General features: G+C 74.1%; 22 protein-coding genes. 6 read left to right on the top strand and 16 right to left on the bottom strand.

Annotated elements, in window-relative coordinates; translation table 11 throughout:
- Positions 1 to 45 precede the first annotated feature (45 nt).
- From pheT to infC, 7 genes are all read right to left on the bottom strand, one after another.
- A complete protein-coding gene (gene pheT / locus J2X68_RS19655) occupies positions 46 to 2,568 on the bottom strand; it encodes a phenylalanine--tRNA ligase subunit beta (RefSeq protein WP_310433842.1) in 2,523 nt (840 codons plus the stop codon).
- Positions 2,568 to 3,689 (bottom strand): phenylalanine--tRNA ligase subunit alpha, encoded by a 1,122-nt coding sequence (gene pheS / locus J2X68_RS19650; RefSeq protein WP_310433841.1) that lies wholly within the window; start codon positions 3,687 to 3,689, stop codon positions 2,568 to 2,570. The genes pheT and pheS overlap by 1 nt, the downstream gene beginning before the upstream one ends.
- 151 nt (positions 3,690 to 3,840) lie before the next feature.
- Positions 3,841 to 4,980, bottom strand: coding sequence for an ATP-binding protein (locus J2X68_RS19645; protein WP_310433840.1), 1,140 nt, complete (start codon positions 4,978 to 4,980; stop codon positions 3,841 to 3,843).
- Between the two features lie 53 nt (positions 4,981 to 5,033).
- Positions 5,034 to 5,894 carry an RNA methyltransferase gene (locus tag J2X68_RS19640; RefSeq protein ID WP_310433839.1) on the bottom strand — a complete coding sequence of 287 codons (861 nt, stop codon included), beginning with the start codon at positions 5,892 to 5,894 and terminating at the stop codon, positions 5,034 to 5,036.
- A gap of 218 nt (positions 5,895 to 6,112) precedes the next feature.
- The gene (rplT, locus tag J2X68_RS19635) at positions 6,113 to 6,496 is read right to left on the bottom strand and encodes a 50S ribosomal protein L20 (RefSeq protein ID WP_020132316.1); all 384 of its coding nucleotides are present in this window, start codon (positions 6,494 to 6,496) and stop codon (positions 6,113 to 6,115) included.
- A gap of 98 nt (positions 6,497 to 6,594) precedes the next feature.
- Positions 6,595 to 6,789: a 50S ribosomal protein L35 gene (gene rpmI / locus J2X68_RS19630; RefSeq protein WP_003977225.1), complete on the bottom strand. Its 195-nt coding sequence runs from the start codon at positions 6,787 to 6,789 to the stop codon at positions 6,595 to 6,597.
- A 106-nt stretch (positions 6,790 to 6,895) separates the two neighbouring features.
- Positions 6,896 to 7,594: a translation initiation factor IF-3 gene (infC, locus tag J2X68_RS19625; RefSeq protein WP_310434021.1), complete on the bottom strand. Its 699-nt coding sequence runs from the start codon at positions 7,592 to 7,594 to the stop codon at positions 6,896 to 6,898.
- A 394-nt stretch (positions 7,595 to 7,988) separates the two neighbouring features.
- Between infC and J2X68_RS19620 the strand changes: the two genes are divergently transcribed.
- Positions 7,989 to 8,366 carry a DUF1844 domain-containing protein gene (locus J2X68_RS19620; protein WP_310433838.1) on the top strand — a complete coding sequence of 126 codons (378 nt, stop codon included), beginning with the start codon at positions 7,989 to 7,991 and terminating at the stop codon, positions 8,364 to 8,366.
- A 52-nt stretch (positions 8,367 to 8,418) separates the two neighbouring features.
- Here J2X68_RS19620 and J2X68_RS19615 read toward each other — a convergent pair whose 3' ends face one another.
- Positions 8,419 to 9,150: an SseB family protein gene (locus J2X68_RS19615; RefSeq protein ID WP_310433837.1), complete on the bottom strand. Its 732-nt coding sequence runs from the start codon at positions 9,148 to 9,150 to the stop codon at positions 8,419 to 8,421.
- Between the two features lie 151 nt (positions 9,151 to 9,301).
- Here J2X68_RS19615 and J2X68_RS19610 point away from each other — a divergent pair, with 151 nt between their 5' ends.
- Positions 9,302 to 10,315 carry a serine hydrolase gene (locus J2X68_RS19610; protein WP_310433836.1) on the top strand — a complete coding sequence of 338 codons (1,014 nt, stop codon included), beginning with the start codon at positions 9,302 to 9,304 and terminating at the stop codon, positions 10,313 to 10,315.
- A gap of 51 nt (positions 10,316 to 10,366) precedes the next feature.
- Here J2X68_RS19610 and mycP read toward each other — a convergent pair whose 3' ends face one another.
- Together mycP and J2X68_RS19600 are read right to left on the bottom strand one after the other, a co-directional pair.
- Positions 10,367 to 11,566: a type VII secretion-associated serine protease mycosin gene (gene mycP / locus J2X68_RS19605; protein ID WP_310433835.1), complete on the bottom strand. Its 1,200-nt coding sequence runs from the start codon at positions 11,564 to 11,566 to the stop codon at positions 10,367 to 10,369.
- Positions 11,563 to 13,647, bottom strand: coding sequence for a hypothetical protein (locus J2X68_RS19600; RefSeq protein ID WP_310433834.1), 2,085 nt, complete (start codon positions 13,645 to 13,647; stop codon positions 11,563 to 11,565). The genes mycP and J2X68_RS19600 overlap by 4 nt, the downstream gene beginning before the upstream one ends.
- A gap of 280 nt (positions 13,648 to 13,927) precedes the next feature.
- Here J2X68_RS19600 and J2X68_RS19595 point away from each other — a divergent pair, with 280 nt between their 5' ends.
- Entirely contained in the window at positions 13,928 to 15,130 is a 1,203-nt protein-coding gene (locus tag J2X68_RS19595; protein WP_310433833.1) for an amino acid deaminase/aldolase, read from the top strand.
- A gap of 20 nt (positions 15,131 to 15,150) precedes the next feature.
- Here the strand turns inward: J2X68_RS19595 and J2X68_RS19590 are convergent, their stop codons facing one another.
- Genes J2X68_RS19590 through J2X68_RS19580 form a run of 3 tightly spaced genes read right to left on the bottom strand, consistent with a single transcriptional unit; the run spans position 15,151 to position 18,778 of the window.
- Positions 15,151 to 15,942: a 3-oxoacyl-ACP reductase gene (locus J2X68_RS19590; RefSeq protein WP_310433832.1), complete on the bottom strand. Its 792-nt coding sequence runs from the start codon at positions 15,940 to 15,942 to the stop codon at positions 15,151 to 15,153.
- Positions 15,939 to 17,354: an aldehyde dehydrogenase family protein gene (locus tag J2X68_RS19585; protein ID WP_399040403.1), complete on the bottom strand. Its 1,416-nt coding sequence runs from the start codon at positions 17,352 to 17,354 to the stop codon at positions 15,939 to 15,941. The genes J2X68_RS19590 and J2X68_RS19585 overlap by 4 nt, the downstream gene beginning before the upstream one ends.
- 59 nt (positions 17,355 to 17,413) lie before the next feature.
- Positions 17,414 to 18,778 carry a glutamine synthetase family protein gene (locus J2X68_RS19580; protein ID WP_310433831.1) on the bottom strand — a complete coding sequence of 455 codons (1,365 nt, stop codon included), beginning with the start codon at positions 18,776 to 18,778 and terminating at the stop codon, positions 17,414 to 17,416.
- Between the two features lie 104 nt (positions 18,779 to 18,882).
- On the opposite strand from J2X68_RS19580, the gene J2X68_RS19575 reads away from it, so the two are divergent.
- Entirely contained in the window at positions 18,883 to 19,617 is a 735-nt protein-coding gene (locus tag J2X68_RS19575; RefSeq protein WP_310433830.1) for an FCD domain-containing protein, read from the top strand.
- A 40-nt stretch (positions 19,618 to 19,657) separates the two neighbouring features.
- Positions 19,658 to 20,365, top strand: a complete 708-nt coding sequence (locus J2X68_RS19570; RefSeq protein WP_310433829.1) for a gamma-glutamyl-gamma-aminobutyrate hydrolase family protein — start codon at positions 19,658 to 19,660, stop codon at positions 20,363 to 20,365.
- 119 nt (positions 20,366 to 20,484) lie between these two features.
- Here the strand turns inward: J2X68_RS19570 and J2X68_RS19565 are convergent, their stop codons facing one another.
- Complete coding sequence (locus J2X68_RS19565) at positions 20,485 to 21,414, bottom strand: LysR family transcriptional regulator (RefSeq protein ID WP_310433828.1); 930 nt, start codon at positions 21,412 to 21,414, stop codon at positions 20,485 to 20,487.
- Positions 21,415 to 21,484: 70 nt separating this feature from the next.
- Here J2X68_RS19565 and J2X68_RS19560 point away from each other — a divergent pair, with 70 nt between their 5' ends.
- Complete coding sequence (locus tag J2X68_RS19560; RefSeq protein WP_310433827.1) at positions 21,485 to 22,651, top strand: TDT family transporter; 1,167 nt, start codon at positions 21,485 to 21,487, stop codon at positions 22,649 to 22,651.
- On the opposite strand, the gene J2X68_RS19555 is transcribed toward J2X68_RS19560, so the two are convergent.
- Both J2X68_RS19555 and J2X68_RS19550 read right to left on the bottom strand, forming a co-directional pair.
- On the bottom strand, positions 22,563 to 23,282 hold the full coding sequence (locus J2X68_RS19555; RefSeq protein ID WP_310433826.1) for a helical backbone metal receptor: 720 nt from the start codon (positions 23,280 to 23,282) through the stop codon (positions 22,563 to 22,565). The two genes, J2X68_RS19560 and J2X68_RS19555, sit on opposite strands and share 89 nt — an antisense overlap.
- A complete protein-coding gene (locus J2X68_RS19550) occupies positions 23,282 to 23,872 on the bottom strand; it encodes a helix-turn-helix domain-containing protein (protein ID WP_020128360.1) in 591 nt (196 codons plus the stop codon). Before J2X68_RS19550 ends, J2X68_RS19555 begins: the two co-directional genes overlap by 1 nt.
- Between the last annotated feature and the right edge of the window lie 18 nt (positions 23,873 to 23,890).

The raw sequence follows: 23,890 nt of genomic DNA, 5'->3' as shown, positions 1-23,890 counted from the left end.
CCGCGACCACGTCACGGCCGGCCGAGCGCAGGGCTCCCCCGGCGCCTAGGCGCGCAGCACCGCTCCGGTGCGCTCGCCCGCCAGGGCGACCGCCGCGTCCCTCGCGGCCGAGGCCTCGTCGACGGTCAGCGTCCGGTCGTGGGCACGGAAGCGCAGCGCGTACGCGAGCGACTTGCGCCCCTCGCCGAGCTGCTCCGCGTTCTCGTACACGTCGAACAGCCGGATCGCCTCCAGCAGTTCACCCGCGCCCTCGCGCAGCGCGGCCTCCACCTCGGCGTGCGGGACGAACCTGTCGACGACCAGGGCGACGTCCTGCGTGGCCACCGGGAACACCGAGATGCTCGGCGCCTGGGGCGTGTCGTCGCCGACCTGCTCCAGCACGTCGAGGTCCAGCTCCATCGCGGAGGTACGCGAGGGCAGCCCCAGCGCCTTCAGCACCCGCGGGTGCAGCTCACCGGCGTGGCCCACGACCCGCTCGGCGCCGTCGACGACGACCAGCAGCTCGGCGCACCGGCCCGGGTGCCACGGCCCGTACTGGCCGCTGCGGACGACCAGTTCGGCCCCCGCCTCGCGGGCGACGGCACGCGCCGCCTCGACGGCGTCGGCCCAGTCCGCCGGACGGCCCTTGCCCCACCAGCCGGCCTGCTCGCGGGCGCCCGCGAGGACGGCGGCGACATGGCGCGGCTGCGCGGGCAGCACCGCGTCCAGCGACGCGAGCTCCTCGTCGGTGGGACGGCGGTCGACGGGCAGGTGCCCGGCGACGCGCTGCTCCTCCTGCGGGAGGAACACCAGCCCGGTCTCGAAGAGCGCCAGGTCGTGCGAGCCCCGGCCGTCGTTGCGCCGCAGGGCGGCCAGCAGGCCCGGCAGCAGCGACGTACGGAGCGCGGGCTCCTCGTCGTTGAGCGGGTTCGTCAGCCGGACGACACGGCGGGCCGGGTCGTCGGCGTCGAGGCCGAGCTGGTCGAAGACCTGCTCGCCGATGAACGGGTAGTTCGGCGCCTCGACGTAGCCGGCACCGGCCAGCGCCCGGCCGACCCGGCGGTGGAGGCGCTGACGGTGGGTGAGACCACGGCCGGAGGGCGGCTTGGGCAGCGTGGAGGGCAGGTTCTCGTAGCCCTCCAGCCGGATGACCTCCTCCGCCAGGTCGTTGACCTCGGCGAGGTCGGGCCGCCAGGACGGGACGGTGACGATCAGCTCGTCCTGCCCGTACACGTCGCAGCCGATCTCCTGGAGGCGGCGGACGACCGTCTCCCGGCCGTACTCCACGCCCGCGACCTTGTCCGGGTGGTTCGCCGGGACGCTGATCGTGTGCGGGCCCGACGGGGCGATGATCTCCGTGACGCCCGCGTCGGCCGTACCGCCCGCGAGCAGGACCAGCAGGTCCACCGTGCGCTGCGCGGCGGCCGCCGCGGCCTGCGGGTCGACACCGCGCTCGAAGCGCCTGGACGCCTCGGAGGACAGCTTGTGCCGGCGGGCCGTGCGCGCGATCGACACCGCGTTGAAGTGGGCGGCCTCGATGACGACGTCGGTCGTCGCGGCGCCCCCGTTCTCGGCGGCGTCGTGATCGGCGATCTCGGTGTCGGCGCCGCCCATGACACCGGCGAGGCCGATGGGGCCGCGGTCGTCGGTGATCACCAGGTCCTCGGCGTGCAGCGCCCGCGTCACCCCGTCGAGGGTGACGATCCGCTCGCCCTCGGCGGCCCGGCGCACGCCGATGGTGCCCTGGACCAGCGAACGGTCGTAGGCGTGCAGCGGCTGGCCGATCTCGATCATCACGTAGTTGGTGACGTCGACGGCGAGCGAGATCGGACGCATGCCGACCTTCTGGAGCCGGCGGGTCAGCCAGATCGGGGAACGCGCCTCGGGGCTCAGACCGGTGACGGTGCGGGCGGTGAAGCGGTCGCAGCCCATCGGCTCGGAGACCTGCACCGGGTAGCCGAAGGCGTTCGGCGCGGGCACGTCGATCAGCGCCGGGTCGCGCAGCGGCAGACCGTAGGCGATGGCGGCCTCGCGGGCGACGCCCCGGATGGACAGGCAGTCGCCGCGGTTGGCGGTGACGGCGATGTCCAGGACCTCGTCGACCAGTTCGAGCAGCTCGATGGCGTCCTTGCCGACCTCGGTCTCCGGCGGCAGGACGATGATGCCGTGGCTGCCGTCGTCGCCCATGCCCAGCTCGTCGCCGGAGCAGATCATGCCGTGGGAGGTCTTGCCGTACGTCTTGCGCGCGGCGATGGAGAAGCCGCCGGGCAGGACGGCGCCCGGGAGGACCACGACGACCTTGTCGCCGACGGCGAAGTTGCGGGCGCCGCAGACGATCTCCTGCGGCTCGCCGGTGCCGTTGGCGGTGCCGACGTCGACGGTGCAGAAGCGGATCGGCTTCTTGAAGCCCTCGAGCTCCTCGATGGTGAGCACCTGGCCCACGACGAGGGGACCCTTGAGGTCGGCTCCGAGGGGCTCGACGGTCTCCACCTCGAGGCCCGCCGACACGAGCTTGGCCTGCACGTCACGGCCGGTCTCGGTGGCCGGCAGGTCGACGTACTCCCGCAGCCAGGAAAGCGGGACCCGCATCAGATCTCCATCCCGAACGGCCGGGTGAACCGGACGTCACCCTCGACCATGTCTCGCATGTCTTCGACGTTGTGGCGGAACATCAGCATCCGCTCGATGCCGAACCCGAAGGCGAACCCGCTGTACTTCTCCGGGTCGACGCCGCAGGCGGCCAGCACCTTGGGGTTGACCATGCCGCAGCCGCCGAGCTCGATCCAGCCTTCGCTGGAGCAGGTGCGGCAGGGGCGGTCGGGGTTGCCGACGGACTCGCCGCGGCAGACGTAGCACACCATGTCCATCTCGGCGGACGGCTCGGTGAAGGGGAAGAAGTTCGGCCGCAGCCGGGTCTTCATGCCCTCGCCGAACAGCGACTGGACCATGTGGTCCAGGGTGCCCTTGAGGTCGGCCATGGTCAGGCCCTCGTCCACGGCCAGCAGCTCGACCTGGTGGAAGACCGGGGTGTGCGTCGCGTCCAGCTCGTCGGTGCGGTACACGCGGCCGGGGCAGATCACGTACACCGGCAGCTCACGGCCGAGCAGCGAGCGGATCTGGACCGGCGAGGTGTGGGTGCGCAGCACGACCCCGGACTCGGTGCCGCCCTGCGGGCCCTGCACGAAGAACGTGTCGGCCTCGCCGCGGGCGGGGTGGTCCGGGCCGATGTTGAGCGCGTCGAAGTTGAACCACTCGGCCTCGACCTGCGGGCCCTCGGCGACCTCGTAGCCCATGGCCACGAAGACGTCCTCGATGCGCTCGGAGAGCGTGGTGAGCGGGTGGCGGGCGCCGGCCTGCACGCGGTCGTACGGCAGTGTGACGTCCACCGCCTCCTCGACCAGCACGCGCTGGTCACGCTCGGCCTCGAGCTCCTCCTGACGCGCGGCGAGGGCCTTGTTCACGGCGCCCCGGGCCTGGCCGACCAGCTTGCCGGCGGCCGCCTTGGCGTGCGGCGGCAGGGCGCCGATCTCGCGGTTGGCGAGGGCGAGCGGGGAGGTGCCGCCGGTGTGGGCGACCTTGGCCTCCTGGAGTGCGTCGAGGGAGTCCGCGGCGGCGAAGGCGGCGAGCGCCCCGTCCCGCATGCGCTCGATCTCTTCCGGTTTCAAGGCCTCGACCTCTACCGGGTCGTACGACTTATTCGGTGCCGACATCTCTTCCCGTGCTTCCGGTTGGCTGGCTGAAGGTCCCCGTCACCGACTCACGCAGAGGTCAGAGGGCCGTCCATGGGACACAAAGGTGCCAAAGGCCGAGTCTAACGGGGTGGAGGTATACGCATGCGCCCGCGGGCGGCCCGGCCGGTTCTCAGGTGAGATACGCCGGTGCGCTCACGGGCAACGTAAATCGGAACTCGGCGCCGCCGCCGGGGGCCCGGCCGACCGTGATGACGCCGCCGTGGGCTTCGACGATGCCCTTGACGATGTACAGCCCGAGGCCCGTGCCGCCGCGCTTGCTGCCCCGCCAGAAGCGGGTGAAGACGCGGTTCATGGACTCCTCCGGGATGCCTGCGCCCTCGTCGCTCACGGTGACCGATGTGCCGGTGTCCTCTCCCTCACGGGGTGACGCGGCGGGCGTGACATCGATCGTGACGGTTCCCTCGCCGTGGCGCACCGCATTTTCGATGAGGTTGCTGAGCACCTGGTCGACCTTGTCGGGGTCGGCCCACAGGGCGGGCAGCGGTTGCTCGATGCGCAGCAGGAACCGGTCGGCGGGCTGTCCGGCGGCCACGTAGGCCTGGATGTGCCGGCCGACGGCCGCGCCCATGTCGACGGGCTGGCGGCGCACCTCCAGCCGTCCGGAGTCGATGCGCGAGATGTCGAGCAGCTCGGCGATGAGGCGGGTGACCCGGTCCGCGTCGGCGTCGACGGTCTCCAGCATCAGCCGCTTCTGGTCGTCGGTGAACCGCGACCACTTGGCCAGCAGGGTGGCGGTGAAGCCCTTGACCGAGGTGAGGGGGGAGCGCAGCTCGTGGGCGACGGTGGCGATCAGTTCGGCGTGGCTGCGCTCGGTGCGGCGACGGGCCTCGGTGTCGCGGAGCGAGACGACGACCCGGCGGACCGGGCCGGTGGGTTCGCCGCGGACGTACCGCACGGTGACGAGCACCTCGCGGCCGCCCGGCAGCAGCAGGTTGCGTTCGGGCTGGCCGACCCGGATGGCGAGGCCGCCGTAGGGGTCGGTCAGCTGCCACCAGCGGCGGCCTTCGAGATCCTCCAGCGGCAGGGCCTTCTCGAGGCGCTGTCCGAGGGCGTCGGCGGCCGAGACGGCGGTGATGCGCTGGGCGGCGGCGTTGAAGCAGACGACGTGCCCGTGCTCGTCGGCGACGACGAGCCCGTCGGGCAGGTCGTCCGGATCGATGCCGGGACCGGCGAGGTCACCGGCCGGCCGGGGCGCGGTGGCGTCGGGACCGGTCTGCGCCTCCCGTGTACCGCTCATGCCGACGCTCATTCCCCGTACCCCACCTCTCAGACGACTGAGGGGCCCCCGAGCTGGTCACCCTACTAGCTCTCGGTGACGGAGCGGCACCCTCCGGAGGCGCGCTGTGCACGGGCCGATGCGTACAGACATACGGCGGCGGCGGTCGCGAGGTTCAGACTCTCGGCCTTTCCATGGATCGGGACCCGCACGACGGCGTCCGCGAGGTCCCGGGTCTCCTCGGGGAGCCCCCAGGCCTCGTTGCCGAACACCCAGGCCGTGGGTCCGCCCATCGTCCGCTTGTCCAGCTCGTCGTCGAGGTCGTCGTCCCCGGCGCCGTCGGCGGCCAGGATCCGCACCCCGGCCTCCTTCAGCCCGGCCACGGCCCGCTCGACGGGGACGCCGACCGCCACCGGCAGGTGGAAGAGGGAGCCCACGGAGGCGCGGACGGCCTTGGGGTTGTAGAGGTCGACGGAGGCGTCGGTCAGCACGACGGCGTCGGCGCCCGCGGCGTCCGCGCAGCGCAGGACGGTGCCGGCGTTGCCGGGGTCGCGCACATGCGCCAGCACGGCGACCAGCTTCGGCCGGGCGGCGAGGATCTGCTCGAAGGGCGTGTCCAGGAACCGGCAGACCCCGACCAGCCCCTGCGGGGTGACGGTGGTGGAGATGTCCTCGATGACCTGGTCGGCCGCGAGGTGCACCCGGGCGCCCGCGGCACGCGCCTCGCCGATGATGTCGGCGTAGCGCTCCGCCGCCTCGACGGTGGCGAACAGCTCCACGAGGGTCGGCTCGCCGCCGGCCCGGTGTGCGGCGGCCTCCCGCACGGCCTGCGGCCCCTCCGCGAGAAACAGCCGTTCCTTGCCCCGGAAGTTCCGCCGGGCGAGCCGCCGGGCGGCGGAGACCCGGGGAGAGCGGGGGGAGATCGGCTCGGGGGTGGCGGAGGGCATGTGGTTCACCTTCGGTATCTGTGCGACCGGCTCGGCAGCGGGCGCCGGCGACTCCCCGGGGGCGCGGGGCCGTATCGATGGGCGGCTCCGCCGCCCGGGGCGCGACATGCGGCGGACGGCCGGCGCCGCACGACGGACGCGGTGGGCGTCAGCAGCGAAGGACCCGCAGGCTGACACCTGCGGGTCCTTCGGTCACGTCGGTCGGCGCCGGCGCGGCGTCACGCAGCCTTGGGCGCGTTCACGTCCGCCGGGAGGGCCTTCTGCGCGACCTCGACCAGCGCGGCGAACGCGGTGGCGTCGTTCACGGCCAGCTCGGCCAGGATCTTGCGGTCCACCTCGATGTTCGCGGCGTTCAGACCCTGGATGAAGCGGTTGTACGTGATGCCGTTGGCGCGGGCGGCCGCGTTGATGCGCTGGATCCACAGCCGACGGAAGTCGCCCTTGCGCTTCTTGCGGTCGTTGTAGTTGTAGACCAGCGAGTGGGTGACCTGCTCCTTGGCCTTGCGGTACAGGCGCGAACGCTGACCGCGGTAGCCGGAGGCCGCCTCGAGGATCGCCCGGCGCTTCTTGTGGGCGTTGACTGCCCGCTTGACGCGTGCCACTTGTTAACTCCTTGTAGCGGGGCCGTGGTGGGACTCACACGACCCGGAATAGATGGGGTCCCGGTCCGATGTCGGGCGCGCGTCACGCGCGCCCGACATCACTTGCCGAGAAGCTTCTTGATCTTCGCGGCGTCGCCCGGGGCCATCTCGGCGTTGCCGGTGAGGCGGCGCGTCACGCGGGACGACTTGTGCTCGAGCAGGTGGCGCTTGCCGGCGCGCTCACGGAGCACCTTGCCGGAGCCGGTGATCTTGAAGCGCTTGCTGGCACCGCTGTGCGACTTGTTCTTCGGCATAGCGCCGTTCTCTCCTCGTCGGTGGCGTTCCGGTGCCCGGTCGCGAAACCGGGCACGGTGGAACGTCGCTTGTATCGGTTAGTCCTTGGGACTCGCGTCCCGCGGATCACGCCTCGGCGGAAGCCTCGGCAGGGGCCTCGACGTCAGCCTCGGCGCTCGCGGCGTCGGCCTCGACATCGCCCTCGGCGTTGACGGCGTCGGCGTCCGCGGCGTTCTGCGAGCGACCCGGGTTGGCCTTCGCCTCGGCCTTGCGGGCCTCTTGCGCCTGACGGGCCTCGGCCATCGCCTCGGTCTTCTTCTTGTGCGGACCGAGAACCATGATCATGTTTCGGCCGTCCTGCTTCGGGTTCGACTCGATGAACCCGAGGTCCTGGACGTCCTCCGCGAGACGCTGCAGCAGTCGGTAGCCCAGCTCGGGCCGGGACTGCTCACGACCGCGGAACATGATCGTGATCTTGACCTTGTCGCCCTGCTTGAGGAACCGAACGACGTGACCCTTCTTGGTGTCATAGTCGTGCGGGTCGATCTTCGGCCGGAGCTTCATCTCCTTGATGACCGTGTGCGCCTGGTTCTTGCGCGCCTCACGGGCCTTCATGGCCGACTCGTACTTGAACTTCCCGTAGTCCATGAGCTTGCAGACCGGCGGACGGGCGTTCGCCGCGACCTCGACCAGGTCCAGGTCGTACTCCTGGGCAAGCTCCAGTGCCTTGGCCAGGGGGACGATGCCCACCTGCTCGCCACTGGGACCGACAAGTCGCACCTCTGGAACGCGAATCCGGTCGTTGATGCGGGGCTCGGCGCTGATGGATCCTCCTTGGTAGCACCACGCGGCAGTCTGGCGAACGGCCGCGTAACGTCTTGGTTGTGAGATCTTCAACCACGCCGAAGCACAAAAAATGCCCCGAACGATCACATGCGGGGCTCCAAGCACTACCGGAGCACCGCCGCGTGAACGCGGGGCGCACTACCGGGCGACTCCATCGTCCGTACGGAACGATGGTGGCCGCCTGACCGGGGTGACCCGCCGTCCGCGAGGACAGTCGGGTGGGAGTTCGGAGCCTCCACTTGTGGGCCGGATCCGCCTGCTGAGGGGCACGCGTGTCCGACCGGTCGTTACACGAGATTAGCAGTCCGCGCCAGGAAGGGCCAATCGAGCCTCGGTACGGTGACCCGGCCGGCCTGCGCCTATCGTGTGGGGCATGAGTGAGACCTCCCCCTCCGGCCCCGCCGGGACCCCCGGCGCCCCCGACTTCGACGAGATGACCCGCGACATCGCGGAGGTCCCCGCCGTCGAGGTGATCGTGACGGTCGCCGTCAACCTGATGAGCGCCGCGGCCGTGAAGCTGGGGCTCACCGAGGAGGGCGAGAAGTACAAGGACCTCGACGAGGCCCGCAAGCTGATCCACGCCCTCGCCGGCCTGCTGGACGGCAGCGCGACGGAGATCAGCTCCTTCCACGCGGCGCCGCTGCGCGACGGCCTGAAGTCGCTGCAGCTGGCGTTCCGCGAGGCGTCGGTCGTCCCGGACGAGCCGGGCCAGGGTCCGGGCGAGAAGTACACGGGCCCGATCTACGGCTGAGCCGGCCCGTCCACCCAGCCGATCCGTCCACGCTGCCGGCCCGTCCGCCGGTTCAGCTCTTCACGTACAGGGGCTCGCCCGGAGGCGCCGTCCCGGCCGGCAGCACCGCCAGGTCGAGGCCGCGCACCAGGCGGGCCCTCAGTGTCTCGTCGGCGGCGAGCCGCCCGGCCACGGCGCGGGCCGCCTCCGCGGGAACGGCGGCCGGGTCGAGGACGAGGGCCAGGGTGCCGTCCGCCTGCCCCGGCCCGAGGTGAGCGCTCAGGACCGCCGGTTCGGCGGCCACGGCGGCCCGCACCGCCGCCCGCACGGCCGGATCGGCGAGCGGGTCGGCCGACGTGCGGCCCTCGGCGAGCGCCAGCAGCGCCGGCCCGGTCAGTTCGAAGGCCACCGGTCCGGCCAGGTCGAGGACGACCGTGTCCGCCTTCTCGTGGGCGGCGGCCTGCAGCGCCTGGTGCAGGGGTACGGCGACCGGGCGGGCCTCGGGGTCCCAGCGGGCGAGGGAGTCCGTGGACGTGAACGCGGGCAGCGCGGTGCGGGCCCCCGCCTTCAGTGTGGGCACGGCCATGTCGCTGGTCTTCTCGCGGCGCAGCCCGTTCTCGTCCTCCTCCACCTCGCCGAGCACGGCGACCACGGGCACGAGGAGCCGGGCGCCCTTGAGGGCCGCCAGGACCGGGCCCACGGCGGCGCGGTCCTCGGCCCAGGCGGCGAGCGCCGCGCTCAGCCGGGGGTCGGCGGAGCCGTCGTCGTCGGGGAAGCCGGAGTCGGGAATGTTCTTGTTCGCCACGGTCGTCGACCCTATCGGGGGGATGCTGCTGCGCTTGTGCGGGGCCCGAAACACGGCGGTGACGCCTTTCACGGGATTCTCAGACATCCCTGACGAGCCTCTAACCCGCGTCTAACGGCGCGCACAGTCGCCGCCCCGAGCATCGACGCTCATGGAGTCCTCCAGAGCACGTCGCGACCGCCGCGCTCGTCCCTCCCGGCGCCGTCCGCTCCTCTTCACCGCGCTCGCCACGATCGCCGTCGTGGGGGCGACGGCGGGCGGGACCGTCTATGTGAAGGCGCAGGCGCACTCGGGCGCCGGGACCGTATCGTCGTCCTCCCCGACGCCGTCGGCGTCCGGGCCGGACGGCGGAGAGGTGGCGGTGGAGACGGTGGCGGCTCCCGAGGTGGACCACGACGCGCTGCTGGCGTCCGCGATGGAGTCGGTGACCGTGCCCGGCGACGCGGCCGTGTCCGTGGCCGTGCTCGACCTGGACTCCGGTGCCGACGCCACGCACGGCGAGAGCGCCTTCGACACGGCCAGCATCGTCAAGGTGGACATCCTCGCGACGCTGCTGCTCCAGGCGCAGGACGCGGACCGGTCTCTCACGGCCGCCGAGAAGACGTACGCCACCGCGATGATCGAGAACAGTGACAACGACTCGGCGTCGGCGCTCTGGCGGAGCATCGGCAAGGCGGCGGGACTCGACGCCGCGAACGAACGGTTCGGGCTGACCGGCACCGCGGGCGGCGACGACATGCTGTGGGGCCTGACGCAGACCACGGCCGCCGACCAGCTCACCCTGCTCCGGCAGGTCTTCGGGGACGACTCGGAGCTGAGCGAGGCGTCACGGACGTACCTCCGGGGCCTGATGGGGCGGATAGCCGCCGGCCAGCGCTGGGGGGTCTCGGCGGCGGCCGACGGATCCTCGTGGGCCCTGAAGAACGGCTGGCTGGCGCGCAGCACGACGGGGCTGTGGGACATCAACAGCATCGGCCGGGTGACCGTCGACGGTCACGACTGTCTGGTGGCGGTGCTGTCGAACGGCAACGCGACGCAGACGGCCGGGATCTCGTTGGTCGAGCAGGTGGCGCGGGCGGCGGTGTCGGCGCTGCGGGACGGCGGCGCCTCGGCGTCGCCGGGCGGGACCGCCGCCGCGTCGGCCTCGCCGTCCGCCGCCGACTGACCGGAGTACCGCGTCAGGGCCGGAGTACCGCCTCGGAGCCGGAGCGCCGCCTCAGGGCTGGAGCGCCTCGCGGGACTCGGGCCGGTTGCGCTCGCGGCGGCCGCGCCACAGGACGGCCCCCGTCACCAGCAGCACTCCCCCGGCGCCGCCCGCGAGCAGGCCCGCCCAGCCGCCCTGGTCGTCGTCCGCCTCGGGCTTGTCCGGGCCGGAGCCGAAGTAGCGCTCGCCGTAGGCCGCCGACTGCAGGCCCTCCGGCTCGAGCCCGGCGGCGGCCTTGATCGCGGCGGCCGGGTCGATGAACCCGAAGCCGCGGGAGTCGTCGCGCCCGCCGGTGGGGGCGTTGCGCGCGGTGTCCTCCAGCAGCTTCTTGATCTGGGCCGGGGTGAGCCCGGGACGCGCGCCCTTGACGAGCGCCACGGCTCCCGAGACGAAGGCGGAAGCGGCGCTGGTCCCCCACCCCTCGTAGTACTTGTGGTCCGGGTCGGCGATGACGACGTCGACACCGGGCGCGCTGACCGTGGCGTACCAGCGGCGGGTGGAGAAGGAGGCCCGGGTGCCGTAGCGGTCGACGGCGGTCGCGGCGATGACGCCGGGGTAGGCCGCCGGGTAGGAGATGTGGTCGCCCTTCTCGCCGCCGTTGCCGGCCGAGGCGACGACGACCGAGCCCTTCTTCAGCGCGTACTGGACGGCCTCGTCCTCGGCGGGTTCGGGGTGGGCGGAGGCGGAGTCGTCGCCCAGGGAGAGGTTGATGACGTCGGCGCCCTGGTCGGCGGCCCAGCGGATGCCCTCGGCGAGGGCGTTGCCGCGGGTGTTGCGGGCCTTGGTGCGCTGCGGGTCGCCGTCCTCGAGGATCACCCGGACGGGGAGGATCTTCGCTTCCGGGGCGATGCCCAGGACGCCGTCGCCGTTGCCGCTGCCATGGCCGTGACCGGCGATGATGCCGGCCATCGCGGTGCCGTGGCGGGCCCATGCGCGGTCACCCGGGCCGGCTCCGAAGCCGACCATGTCCTTGCCGGTCAGCACGTTGCCGGTGAGGTCGGGGTGATCGGCCTCGACGCCGGTGTCCAGGACGGCGACGGTGATGCCCGCGCCCTTGGTGGTCCGCCAGGCCTCGTCCGTGTGCAGGGCCTCCAGGGCCCACTGCTTGGCGCGGATGCCGTCGGCGTAGGCGGTGGAGGGCGGCACGAGGGCGACGGTGGCGGCGAGAAGACAGCACAGGAGCCCGGCCCTGCGGGTCGTACGGCTGCTCATGAGGGCTGCTCCGAGGGCGTGGCGGCGGTCTTGCGCAGGCCGCGCTCGATGCGGTCGGCGAGGCCCTGGGCCTCGTTGCCGAGGCCCGCCTGGGCCGGGGCCGTCGTGGCGCCCGCCGCGGTGGCCGCGGGGGCGGGCTGCGGGGTGTCGACCACGCGGCCGTCGGCCCAGCCGGAGACGGCGTAGACGACGACGGGCGCGTCGGTGAGGACGGAGACCGTCCAGGCCGCGCGCTGCCGGTCGCCGAAGGCGGCGGCGACGGTGCCCTTCGCGGCGTACGGCCGGGGCATCAGATCGGTCCGCTCCGCCAGCTTCTCCCGGGTGAAGCGGGTGTCGAGCGCCCGCATGGCGGCCGCGTCGGCCGTGGTGAACAGCAGGCCGACGGTGGTCACGTGGCTCTGGGTGGCGTCGGTGTAGGTGGCCCGCAGAAGCCGCCGGCAGCCGACCGGGGCGAGCGCCTTGAGCAGCAGGGGGTCGAAGGCCGCGGCGCAGCCGCCGTCCGGGGCGACGGCGATCCGGGTCCAGGTGCGGTCGGCGCCGCCGGGACCGGCGCCCTGGCCGTCGACCGTGGGCGGGAACAGCTGGTCGACCGGCACGTTGTGCCACAGGCCGCCGGCGGTGGTGTAGGCGCTGCGCTCGGCGGCGTCCGCCGAGTCCCCGACCAGCCAACTGCCGGTGACCGCACCGCCGATGAGCCCCATGCCGAGGACGGCGCAGACGGTGGCCGCCGCGAGGCGTCCCCGTCGGCCGAAGGTCCGGGGCGCGTCCCGGTATCCCTCGGGACGCCCGAAGGTCACCACGGGCCGGGTGGCGCCGAGGGCGCCGCCCGGGGTCATGGGAGCGCTCCAGGAGAGGGACGGATCGGGGCCGCTCGCCCCGTCCGGGCCGCCGTCGGTCCGGCGCGGGGTCTGCGTGGCGGGGGGTGCGGCGGGGACGGGCGGCACGGCGAACGCGGGCTGCCGCACGGCCGCGCCGGGGCTCCAGGCCGGTCCGTCGTCCGCCACCGCCGGGGCCGCCTGCGCGTCAGCGCGCGGCCCGCCCGCGGCACCGTCCGACCCGGTTTCCCGTCGGCTCCGGCCGGGCGCGGGCACCCAGCTGCGGGGCAGCGGCGACCATGCGCTGTCGGCCGAGGAGGCGTCGGCCGGACCCACGGGAGGAGAGGGCGGCGGCGGGACGACGGGACGCGGGGGTGGCGGCGGGGCCGCGGGGCGGGTGCCGGAGCCGGTGGGGCGAGGGCCCGCGCCGGAGAAGAAGTCTCCCGGGGCGGCGGGACGGGAGGCGCCCGGACCGGCGGGCGCGTCGCCGGTGGGGCGGACGGCGGAGGTGCCGGTGGCAGGGGTGTCGGCGGCAGGGGTGTCGGCCGGGGCGGTGGGGCGGGGGGCCTTACCGCCGGCGGTGCGGGGGGCGGTCGTACCCGTGCGCGGGGTGGCGCCGTCCTGGCCCGTGGGGCGGGAGTCCTCCGACGGGGCGGGACGGCCGGCCGGCCTGGTGGGCCGGGGGGTGCGGCGGAAGTCGTGGGGCGGGGCCGGCCGGGAGGCCGGGGGTGCGGCGGGGCGTTCCTCGGCGCGCGCGGGCGTGCCGGTGTCGTCGCTGCGCGGCGCCGGCTGCGGCGGGGTGTCCGGGAAGCGGGCGGACGCGGGGGGCGGGGGCGGGGTCATGGCGTCCGTGTGCTGGGCCCGCGGTGCGGTGCGGCGGGGGGTGGTGCGGAAGAAGGGGGAGCCGGGTCCCGGGGAGGGGAGGCCGTCGTCGGCCGCGCCCTCGCGCCGGTGTGCCTCGCGCGCTCCGGCCGGGCCGGGAGCCGCCCTGTCCGGGACCTCCCGCTCGGCCCGCTGCCGCGGCGGGCCGGTCGGCGTCCGAGGCGGCGCGGCGGGGTTCTGCGGGTCCGCGGCGGGGGCTGTCCCGCGCGCGGGGTCGCGTCGCGGCGGCCCGGCGGGGTCCTGGGGGGTGCTCGCCTCGTCCGGCGGGGCCGTCGGGGGCTGGGCCGGGCGGGGCGGGGTGGCCGGGCGGGGCGGGACACCGGGGTGGGGCGGCGGCACGTCCGGGCGCGGGGGGACCGAGGCGCGGCGTGCTTCCGTACTCATGCACCCCCCGTTTCCTCGTCCCCGGGCCGTCGTTCTGTACGCGGGCGGTCGGTCTCGTGCCCGGGCGGCCCGGCGTGGACGACGCAGTCCGTCCCGGGCACGCATACCCGCGCGGGCGGACCGGCATCCCGGCAGGCGTGCCCGGCCGGAGCCGTCCTCCGTGCGTGCGCGTCACTCTACGGCTTGTCGCCGGGCGAACGGGAACCAGTCCGCGACGCCCGGGGCTTCTGCCCGGAACGTCCCCCTACCCTGCGGTAATCCTGTCTGGCAGGCTGCGTTCATGACTGCGCGCGCCGCCGACCGGGCCCGTTACGACCGGGCCACCGCCCATCTCGACGCCCCTCTCGCCCTCGTGGACCTGGACGCCTTCGACGCGAACGCCGAGGACCTGGTCCGCCGGGCCGGCGGCAAGCCGATCCGTGTCGCCAGCAAGTCCGTACGCTGCCGGACCCTGCTGGAACGGGTTCTGGCGAGGGACGGCTTCGCCGGGATCATGTCGTTCACCCTGGCCGAGTCCCTGTGGCTGGCCCGGTCCGGGTTCGACGACATCCTCCTCGCCTACCCGTCGGCGGACCGCACGGCGTTCGCCGAACTCGCCGCCGACCCGAAGCCGGCCGCCGCCGTCACCGTCATGGTCGACGACGTCTCCCAGCTCGACCTCATCGACGGCGCGCGCGGCGAGGGACGCGAAGTCATCCGGGTCTGCCTGGAGTTGGACACGGCGCTGAAGTTCCTCGGCGGCCGGGTCCGGGTGGGCGCCCTGCGCTCGCCGCTGCACTCCCCCGCCCAGGTCGCCGACGTGGCGCGGGCGATCGCCCGGCGGCCCGGTTTCCGGCTCGTGGGGATCATGGCCTACGAGGGGCACATCGCCGGGGTCGGCGACGCGGTCGCCGGGCGGCCCTTCCGGTCCCGGGCCATCCGGCTGATGCAGGCCGCCGCCCGGCGCGAGCTCGCCGAGCGCCGCGCCGCGGTGGTGCGCGCGGTGCGGGCCGTCGTGCCGGATCTGGAGTACGTCAACGGCGGTGGCACCGGCAGTGTGCAGCACACCGCGGCCGAGGACGCGGTCACCGAGATCGCGGCCGGGTCGGGGCTGTACGTGCCGCGGCTGTTCGACAACTACACCTCCTTCAGCGGCCGTCCGGCGGCCCTGTTCGCCCAGCCCGTCGTCCGGCGGCCGGGCGTGGGGGTCGTGACCGTGCTCGGCGGCGGGTATCCCGCGTCCGGTGCGGCGGGGCCCGACCGGCTGCCCGTGCCGTACCTGCCGGAAGGGCTGCGGTACGACCCGCAGGAGGGACCGGGCGAGGTGCAGACGCCGCTGCTCGGCTCCCCCGCCGACGATCTGCTGATCGGCGACAAGGTGTGGTTCCGGCACGCGAAGGCCGGTGAGCTGTGCGAGCGGTTCGACGTGCTGCACCTCGTCGAGGGGGACGCGGTGACGGCGACCGTGCCGACCTACCGGGGTGAGGGGCGGACCTTCCTCTAGGCGGGCGGCCGTGGGGCGTCCTAGAGCGGGGTCACGTACGCGCCCGAGATGCCTCCGTCCACCAGGAAGTCGGCGGCGTTGACGAACGAGGAGTCGTCGCTGGCCAGGAAGGCCACGGCGGCGGCGATCTCCTCGGCCTCGGCGAACCGGCCGACGGGAATGTGGACCAGCCGGCGGGCCGCCCGCTCCGGGTCCGTGGCGAACAGCTCCTGGAGCAGCGGGGTGTTGACCGGCCCCGGGCAGAGGGCGTTCACGCGGATGCCCTCCCGCGCGAACTGCACGCCCAGCTCACGGGACATGGCGAGGACGCCGCCCTTGGACGCCGTGTACGAGATCTGCGAGGTGGCGGCGCCCATCCGGGCCACGAAGGACGCCGTGTTGATGATGGAGCCCCTGCCCTGGCGCCGCATGTAGGGGATCGCCGCCTTGCAGCACAGGTAGACGGAGGTCAGGTTGACCTCCTGGACGCGCTTCCAGGCCTCCAGGCCGGTCTCCAGGATGGAGTCGTCGTCGGGCGGCGAGATGCCGGCGTTGTTGAAGGCGACGTCGACGCTGCCGTAGGTGTCGAAGGCCGCCTCGAACAGCGCCTCGACCTGCTCGGGATCGGTCACGTCGACCTTCACGAAGATGCCGCCGACCTCCTCCGCGGCGGCCTTGCCGCGGGTCTCGTCCACATCGCCGCAGACGACGTGCGCGCCCTCGGAGGCGAGCCGGCGCGCGGTGGCGAGGCCGATGCCGCTGCCGGCTCCGGTGATGACGGCGGTGCGGCCGACCAGACGGCGGCAGATGATCTCGTCAGGCGATGCGGTCACTGTGCGGGGCCCTCCGTGCTGATGAAGACGTTCTTGGTTTCGGTGAAGGCGGTCAGGGCGTCCGGCCCCAGCTCACGGCCGACGCCGGACTGCTTGTAGCCGCCGAACGGGGTCCAGTAGCGCACGCTGGAGTGGGAGTTGACGGACAGGTTGCCGGCGCGGACGGCCTGGGAGACGCGCAGCGCCCGGCCGACGTCCCGGGTCCAGATGGAGCCGGAGAGGCCGTAGGGGGTGTCGTCGGCGAGCCGGATCGCGTCCGCCTCGTCCGTGAAGGGGAGCAGTACGGCGACGGGGCCGAAGATCTCCTCGCGGGCGGCGGGCGCGTCGGACGCGACGCCGGTGAGGACGGTCGGCGGGAACCAGAAGCCGGGGCCGTCGGGCGCGGTGCCGCGCAGCGCCTCGGCGTCGTCCGGCACGAACGACCGTACGCGGTCCACCTGTTGCCGGGAGATCAGCGGACCCATCCGGGTCTTCTCGTCGGCCGGGTCGCCGACCGTCACAGCGGCCAGTTCCCGCGCCAGACGGTCCGCCACCTCGTCGTAGACGGATTCCTGGACGAGGACGCGGGTGCGGGCGCAGCAGTCCTGGCCGGAGTTGTCGAGGAAGGAGAACGGGTCGACCGCGGCCTTCAGGTCGGCGTCCGCGAAGACGATGTTGGGGCTCTTGCCGCCGAGTTCCAGGGTGACGGGCTTGACCTGCCGGGCGCAGCGCTCCATGACCTCGCGTCCGGTGCGGGTGGAGCCCGTGAACACGATCTTCGCCACGCCCGGGTGGTCGACGAGCGCCCGTCCGGCGACGGCTCCGTGGCCGGGCAGCACCTGGAAGAGGTGCTCCGGCAGGCCTGCCTCCAGGGCCAGTTCGGCCAGGCGCAGGGCGGTGAGCGGGGTGGTCTCGGCGGGCTTGAGGACGACGGCGTTGCCCGCCGCGAGGGCCGGGAAGGAGCCCCAGGCGGCGATGGGCATCGGGAAGTTCCAGGGGGCGATCACCCCGACCACGCCGAGCGGCTCCCGGAAGGTGACGTTCCAGCCGCCGGGCACGGGGATCTGGCTGCCCAGGAGCCGTTCGACGCCGCCGGCCGCGTACAGGAGCAGGTCACGGGCGTTGCCGGCCTCCCAGCGCGCGTTCCCGAGGAGGTGGCCGGCCTCGCGGACCTCGAGCAGCGCCAGTTCCTCGACGTGGGCGTCGACGACGTCGGCGAAGCGGCGCAGCAGCCGGGCCCGGTCGGCCGGGGCGGCGGCCGACCAGGCCCGCTGGGCGGCGCAGGCCCGGGCGACCGCGCGGTCCACGTCGGCCGCGGACGCGGCCGGGACGGTGGCGACGACCTCCTCGGTGGCCGGGTTGAGGACGATCAGCTCGTGCGGAAGCGACCGCGGGCCGGACGGAGAGGGACCGGACGGCGAGGCATCGGGCAGGGAGGGACCGGGCACGGAAGGACCTTTCACGGGCGGGGGCGGGTGCGTCGGAGGCGCCGTCAGAGGCGTTCGAAGGACCGGCGCAGTTCCCAGTCGGTGACCGCCGCGTCGAAGGCCGCCAGCTCGACGCGTGCCATGTTGGAGTAGTGCGCGACGACCTCCTCGCCGAACGCGGCCAGCGCGATCGGGCTGTTCGCCCAGAGCTCGGCGGCCTCGCGCAGGGTGGTCGGGACGTGCGCGTACTCGGCGGTGTAGGCGTTGCCGGCACACGCCTCGGGCAGCTCCAGCTTCTGTTCGACGCCGTACAGGCCTGCCGCGACCAGACCGGCGACCGCGAGGTGGGGGTTGACGTCGCCGCCGGGCAGCCGGTTCTCGAAGCGCGTCGAGCGGCCGTGGCCGACGACCCGGAGGGAGCAGGTCCGGTTGTCGTGGCCCCAGGCGACGGCGGTCGGCGCGAAGGAGCCCGGCTGGAACCGCTTGTAGGAGTTGATGTTCGGGGCGTAGAGGAGCGAGAAGTCGCGCAGGGCGGCGAGCTGTCCGGCGAGGAAGTGCCGCATGACGTCGGACATCCCGCCCTCCCCGTCGCCGGCCATGACGTTGGCGCCGTCGGCGTCGGTGAGCGAGAGGTGGATGTGGCAGGAGTTGCCCTCGCGCTCGTTGTACTTGGCCATGAAGGTCAGCGAGACACCCTCCTGGGCGGCGATCTCCTTGGCGCCGGTCTTGTAGATCGCGTGCTGGTCGCAGGTGACCAGGGCCTCGTCGTAGCGGAAGACGATCTCGTGCTGGCCGGGGTTGCACTCGCCCTTGGCGGACTCGACGGTGAGTCCGGCGCCTGCCATCTCGTTGCGGATGCGGCGCAGCAGCGGCTCGACCCGGCCGGTGCCGAGCACCGAGTAGTCGACGTTGTACTGGTTGACGGGCGTGAGTCCGCGGTAGTCGGCGTCCCAGGCGGCCTCGTAGCTGTCCTTGAAGACGATGAACTCCAGCTCGGTGCCGACCTGGGCGGTGAAGCCGTGCCCGGCGAGGCGCTCCAGCTGGCGGCGCAGGATCTGGCGCGGCGCGGCGACCACGGGCGAGCCGTCGTTCCAGGCCAGGTCGGCGATGACCAGGGCGGTTCCGGCGTTCCACGGCACGCGGCGCAGGGTCGACAGGTCGGGGTGCATGGCGAAGTCGCCGTACCCGCGCTCCCAGGAGGACATGGCGTACCCGTCGACGGTGTTCATCTCCGTGTCGACGGCGAGGAGGTAGTTGCAGCCCTCGGTGCCGTGCCGGAGGACCTCGTCGAGGAAGAACCCGGCGGCGAACCGCTTGCCCTGGAGACGCCCTTGCATGTCGGGGAAGGCCAGGACGACAGTGTCGATCTCACCGCTCGCGACATGAGCGTGCAGCTCGTCGACACTGAGCGGGGGTGTGCGGTCTGCCACGGGAGGGCCTCCTTCGGCTTCCCCGGCTCCTTCGTCTTCTTCGGGCGGGCCGGGAGCCATAAGGTATTGCGGAGAACCATTGCTTGGGAAGGGGGCGCGACCAGATGTCGGTGGACGCTGACGGCGGACCGGACGACCGGTTGACGCCGGTGCTGCGGCCGGTGCGGGCCGGGAACGGCTTCGAGGAGGCGCTGGAGCAGATCCTCCAGGTGGTGCGGCTGGGGCTGGTGCCGGGGGGCGAACGGCTGCCGGCCGAGCGGGACCTGGCGGAACGGCTCGGGATCAGCCGGGTGACGCTGCGCGAGGTGCTGAAGGTCCTCCAGGACCAGGGCCTGGTCGAGTCCCGCCGGGGCCGCTACGGCGGAACGTTCGTGCTGCCGCGTTCGGACGCCGGCGGCGAGGACGAGCTGCGGCGGCGGATCGCGGAGGTCGACATCGAGGACGTCCTGCGCTTCCGCGAGGTGCTCGAGGTGGGCGCGGCGGGCCTGTGCGCCGCGCACGGCCTGGACGACGAGCAGGCGGACCGGTTGCGCGAGGCGCTGGCCCGCACGGCGGACGCGCCGCTGGCCGACTACCGGCGGCTGGACACGATGCTCCACCTCACCCTGGCCGAGCTGTGCGGCTCCCCCTCGCTGACCGCGCGGTACGCGGCGGTCCGGGCCACGGTGAACGACCTGCTCGACTGCATCCCGCTGCTCGTCCGCAACCTGGAGCACTCGCAGCGCCAGCACCTCGCGCTGGTGGAGGCGGTGCTGGACGGGGACGCGGACGGGGCTCGGGAGATGATGCGGGAGCACTGCGCGGGGACCGCGGCCCTGCTCAGGGGCTTCCTGACGTGAAATGGTCTCACTTCGATCCATTGCGGGAGCAGGAGGGCACATGACGGACGGCGCACGGCCGCTGATCGGCGTCAGCACGTATCTGGAGTCCGCGGCGCGCTGGGGCGTGTGGGCCCTGGACGCCGCGCTGCTGCCCGTCGGGTATCCGCGGCTGGTGCAGCGGGCCGGCGGGCTGGCCGCGATGCTCCCGCCGGACGCTCCCGGGCACGCGGCGGCGGCCGTGGCCCGCCTCGACGGCCTGGTGATCGCGGGCGGCCCCGACGTCGAACCCGTCCGCTACGGCGCCGAGCCGGACCCCCGCACCGGGCCGCCGGCCCGCGAACGGGACGCCTGGGAGCTGGCCCTGATCGAGGCGGCGCTGGCGGCCGACCTCCCGCTGCTCGGCATCTGCCGGGGCATGCAGCTGCTGAACGTCGCGCTCGGCGGCACCCTGACCCAGCACATCGAAGGGCACGCCGAGGTCGTCGGCGCCTTCGGCCGGCACCCGGTCAAGCCGGTCCCCGGCACGCGGTACGCGGCGGTCGTCGAGGAGGAGGCCTCCGTACCGGCCTACCACCACCAGGCCGTGGACCGCCTCGGCACGGGCCTGATCCCCTCGGCTCACGCGGCGGACGGCACCGTGGAGGCGATCGAACTGCCGTCCGCGGCCTGGGTGCTGGGCGTCCAGTGGCACCCGGAGATGGACGAGGACACACGCGTCATGCACGCCCTGGTGGGCGCGGCGCACTCCCGGGGCTCGCCCCGATGACGGCGGGCCCCCGGCCCCTCCGGCGCTCGGGGACGAGGCCGCCCCGGGCCGGAGCGGGCCCGGGGCGGCCGTCCCCGGGGCCGGGGCAGGACACGCGGGGAGCGGAGGGGCGGGAGAACCTAGCCCCGCGTCAGCGAGAGCAGCTCCCGCGCCGGTCCCGCGGGCCGGTGCCCCGTGGGCCACACCGCCCGCAGATCGCGTGCCAGCGCCACCCCCTCGACCGGCACCTCCACCAGCCGCCGCAGCCCCAGCTCCTCACCGACCGCCAGTTCGCTCAGCACCGCGGGCCCCGCCCCGCTGACCGCCGCCGCCTTGACCGCGGTCGTCGAGGAGAGCTCGATCAGCGGCCGGGCCAGGCCGCCCAGCGCCGTGTCGAGCACCTGCCTGGTCCCCGAGCCCTTCTCACGCAGGATCAGCGGCGTCGAGGCCAGTTCGGCCGCGGGCAGCGGCCGCCGCCGCCGGGCCCACGGGTGGGCGGGCGCGACCACGACGATCAGACGGTCGTGGGCTATCACGGCCGAGTCCAGGCCGGGCGGCACCGTGAGGCCCTCCACGAAGCCGAGGTCCGCCTCCCCCGCGAGCAGCCGCTCGGCGACGGCCGCCGAGTTGCCCGCCAGCAGCGACACCGCCGTGTCCGGCCGTCCGGCGCGCAGCGCGAGCAGCCAGCCGGGCAGCAGATACTCGGCGATCGTCATGCTGGCCGCCACCCGCAGCCGTGAGTCGCGGCGGACCCGCAGCGCCTGCGCCCCCGCGTCGAACGCCCGTGCCGCCTCGACGACCCGTCCCGCCCAGTCCGTCACCAGCGCGCCGGTGTCGGTGAGCCGGGAGCCGCGCGGCGAGCGGTCCACCAGGGCCACGCCCAACTGGCGTTCCATGGAACGGATCCGGCTGCTCGCGGCGGGCTGGGTGATGCCGAGTTCGCGCGCGGCCGCGCCCAGGCTGCCCAGCCGTGCCACCGCGAGCAGCAACTCCAGCGCGCCCAGGTCCGGGACACGGTGCGCGATCGAACCCGGTGCGTCGTCCGCGCGCTGTTCCTCGACACTCCCCATAAGCCCAGCTTATGCCCCCATAGAGTCATCCTCCCTGGTCGCGGGCGGCCGCCCGGGCGACCGTGGAGTCATGGTCACCGCCGCCCAGCCCCTGTTCACCCTCCCCCGTGCGCGCGCCGGCGCCGTCCGTCACCTCGGACCGAACTGGTACGCCACGGTCATGGGGACCGCGATCCTCGCCACGGCGGGAGCCGCGCTCCCCGTCCACCCGCCGGGGCTGCGCCCGCTCCTCACCGTCTGCTGGGCCCTTTCCCTCGTCCTGCTGGCGGCCCTGCTCACCGCCCGCGCCCTGCACTGGCGGCACCACCGCGACCAGGCCCGGGCCCACCTCCTGGATCCGGCGACGGCGCCGTTCTACGGCTGCCTCGCGATGGCGCTGCTCGCCGTCGGGGGCGGCGCCCTCACCGTCGGCCGGGACTGGATCGGCGTCCGGGCCGCGGTCGCGCTCGACGCCGTGCTGTTCACCGTCGGGACGGCCGTCGCCCTCACGGCCGCCGTCGCCGTCCCCTGCCTGATGGCCGTACGCCACCGGGCCCGGGTGTCCCAGGCCACGCCGGTGTGGCTGCTGCCGCTCGTGGCGCCCCTGGTGTCCGCCGCGCTCGGGCCGGCGCTGGTGCCGCATCTGCCGGCCGGGCAGCCGCGGCAGACGCTGCTCCTGGCCTGCTTCTCGCTGTTCGGGCTGAGCCTGCTCGCCACGTCCGTCATGCTGCCGGTGGTGTTCGGACGGCTGGTGACGGGCGGGCCGCTGCCCCTCGCCCTCACCCCGACCCTGTTCCTCGTCCTGGGCCCGCTGGGGCAGTCCACGACCGCCGTCGGGAAGTTCGCGGAGGTCGCTCCGGGGGTCCTGCCCGGCCCGGACAGCCGCGGTCTCGCCGTGCTCGCCGTGCTGTACGGGGTGCCCGTCATGGGGTTCGCGCTGTTCTGGCTGGCTCTGGCCACCGCGCACGTGGTGCGGGCCCGCCGGCACGGGATGGGCTTCGCGATGACCTGGTGGGCGTTCACCTTCCCGGTCGGCACCTGTGTGACCGGCGCGGCGGCGCTGGCCCGGCACACCGGGCTGGTCGCCTACGACGTGCTCGCCTGCGCGCTGTACGCCGTCCTCGTCGCCGCGTGGGGCGTCGCCGCCGCGCACACCGTCCGGGGGCTGCTCAGCCGTGAGCTGCTCGCAGCGCCTCGCCCAGCACCCGCGGCGCCTCGGCGAGCGACGGGCCGTACCACGTCAGGTGCCGTCCGCTGAGCAGCGCGCAGGGCAGACCGGGGAAGGCCTCCGGGCCGTCGTCGGCGGTGAAGCGGTAGGGCTCGTCCGGCAGCACGACCAGGTCCGGTGCGGCGGCGAGCAGTTCCCCGACCGGGATCCGCGGATAGCGTTCGGCGTGCCCGGCGTAGAGCTGGTCGACGCCGAGGCGGGCCAGCACGTCCCCGGCGAAGGTGTCGCGGCCCAGCACCATCCACGGGCGGCGCCAGATCGGCACGACGGCCGTCCGGCGGCGGGCGGGCCGCGGCGGGGCCGCCCACGCCTCCTCGGCCTGGTCGAGCCACTTCGGCCGGGAGGGAGCCCCGCAGGCCCGGAGCACCCGCGCCAGCTCGCCGAAGGCCTGCGGCACGTCCCGGACGGCGGTCACCAGGACCTCCAGCCCGGCCGCACGCAGCGCGGCCAGGTCCGGTTCCCGGTTCTCCTCCTCGTTGGCGATCACCAGGTCGGGGGCGAGGGCGACGATCCGGTCGACCCGGGGGTTCTTGGTCCCGCCGATCCGGACGACGCCGAGGTCCGCGGGACGGTTGCACCAGTCGGTGGCGCCCACCAGGGCGCCGGGCACGGTGGCGGCGACCGCCTCCGTGAGCGACGGCACCAGCGAGACGACCCGCACTACCGCTTCCGGCCCCGGTCCCGGTCCCGTACCGCCTCGATGTGCTCCGCCACGGCGACGACGACCACCCGGGTGTCCGGCACGGTCGCCCGCCAGCGGTGCCGGACCCCGCCGGTGAGGTACAGGGTGTCGCCGCGGCCCAGACGGTAGGCGCGGCCCTCCGCCTCGATCTCCACGGCGCCGTCGGCCACGTACATCAGCTGGTCGTTGCGGTACTGGAACTCACGGCCCGCGTCATGGTCGCCGGTGAACTCCGAGGCGTGCATCTGGTGGTGACCGCGCACCAGGGAACGGGAGCGCGGCTCCGGCTCGGGCCCCGGTCCCGGCTCGGTCACCTCGGCGCGCACGACGTCCACGCTGCACGCGGGGTCGGCGGCGGCGAGGAGCTCGACGGCCGTGGTGCGCAGGGCGTCGGCGACCTTCTCCAGGGAGCTGGTGCTGGGCCGCGCGCGCTCGTTCTCGATCTGGCTGAGGAACGGCACCGACAGGCCGCTGCGCTCGGCCACGACGGCGAGGGTGAGCTCCAGGGACCGCCGGCGGCGCCGCACGGCCGCGCCTACGCGCAGGGGCTGTTCTTTGTGGTCGCCCATCGCTCCGGCTCCCTCCTT

It is taken from the genome of Streptomyces sp. 3330 (genome assembly GCF_031456635.1).
Lineage (GTDB): Bacteria > Actinomycetota > Actinomycetes > Streptomycetales > Streptomycetaceae > Streptomyces.
This window is presented reverse-complemented; position numbering and strand designations above follow the sequence as displayed.

Coding starts and splice junctions, on each gene's coding strand:
- J2X68_RS19610 (WP_310433836.1), top strand. CDS start 9,302: ATGGAGTCCTCCAGAGCACGTCGCGACCGCCGCGCTCGTCCCTCCCGG.
- rpmI (WP_003977225.1), bottom strand. CDS start 6,789: ATGCCGAAGAACAAGTCGCACAGCGGTGCCAGCAAGCGCTTCAAGATC.
- J2X68_RS19565 (WP_310433828.1), bottom strand. CDS start 21,414: ATGGGGAGTGTCGAGGAACAGCGCGCGGACGACGCACCGGGTTCGATC.
- mycP (WP_310433835.1), bottom strand. CDS start 11,566: ATGAGCAGCCGTACGACCCGCAGGGCCGGGCTCCTGTGCTGTCTTCTC.
- J2X68_RS19600 (WP_310433834.1), bottom strand. CDS start 13,647: ATGAGTACGGAAGCACGCCGCGCCTCGGTCCCCCCGCGCCCGGACGTG.
- J2X68_RS19640 (WP_310433839.1), bottom strand. CDS start 5,894: ATGCCCTCCGCCACCCCCGAGCCGATCTCCCCCCGCTCTCCCCGGGTC.
- pheS (WP_310433841.1), bottom strand. CDS start 3,689: ATGTCGGCACCGAATAAGTCGTACGACCCGGTAGAGGTCGAGGCCTTG.
- pheT (WP_310433842.1), bottom strand. CDS start 2,568: ATGCGGGTCCCGCTTTCCTGGCTGCGGGAGTACGTCGACCTGCCGGCC.
- J2X68_RS19620 (WP_310433838.1), top strand. CDS start 7,989: ATGAGTGAGACCTCCCCCTCCGGCCCCGCCGGGACCCCCGGCGCCCCC.
- J2X68_RS19560 (WP_310433827.1), top strand. CDS start 21,485: ATGGTCACCGCCGCCCAGCCCCTGTTCACCCTCCCCCGTGCGCGCGCC.
- J2X68_RS19645 (WP_310433840.1), bottom strand. CDS start 4,980: ATGAGCGTCGGCATGAGCGGTACACGGGAGGCGCAGACCGGTCCCGAC.
- J2X68_RS19570 (WP_310433829.1), top strand. CDS start 19,658: ATGACGGACGGCGCACGGCCGCTGATCGGCGTCAGCACGTATCTGGAG.
- J2X68_RS19595 (WP_310433833.1), top strand. CDS start 13,928: ATGACTGCGCGCGCCGCCGACCGGGCCCGTTACGACCGGGCCACCGCC.
- J2X68_RS19575 (WP_310433830.1), top strand. CDS start 18,883: ATGTCGGTGGACGCTGACGGCGGACCGGACGACCGGTTGACGCCGGTG.
- J2X68_RS19550 (WP_020128360.1), bottom strand. CDS start 23,872: ATGGGCGACCACAAAGAACAGCCCCTGCGCGTAGGCGCGGCCGTGCGG.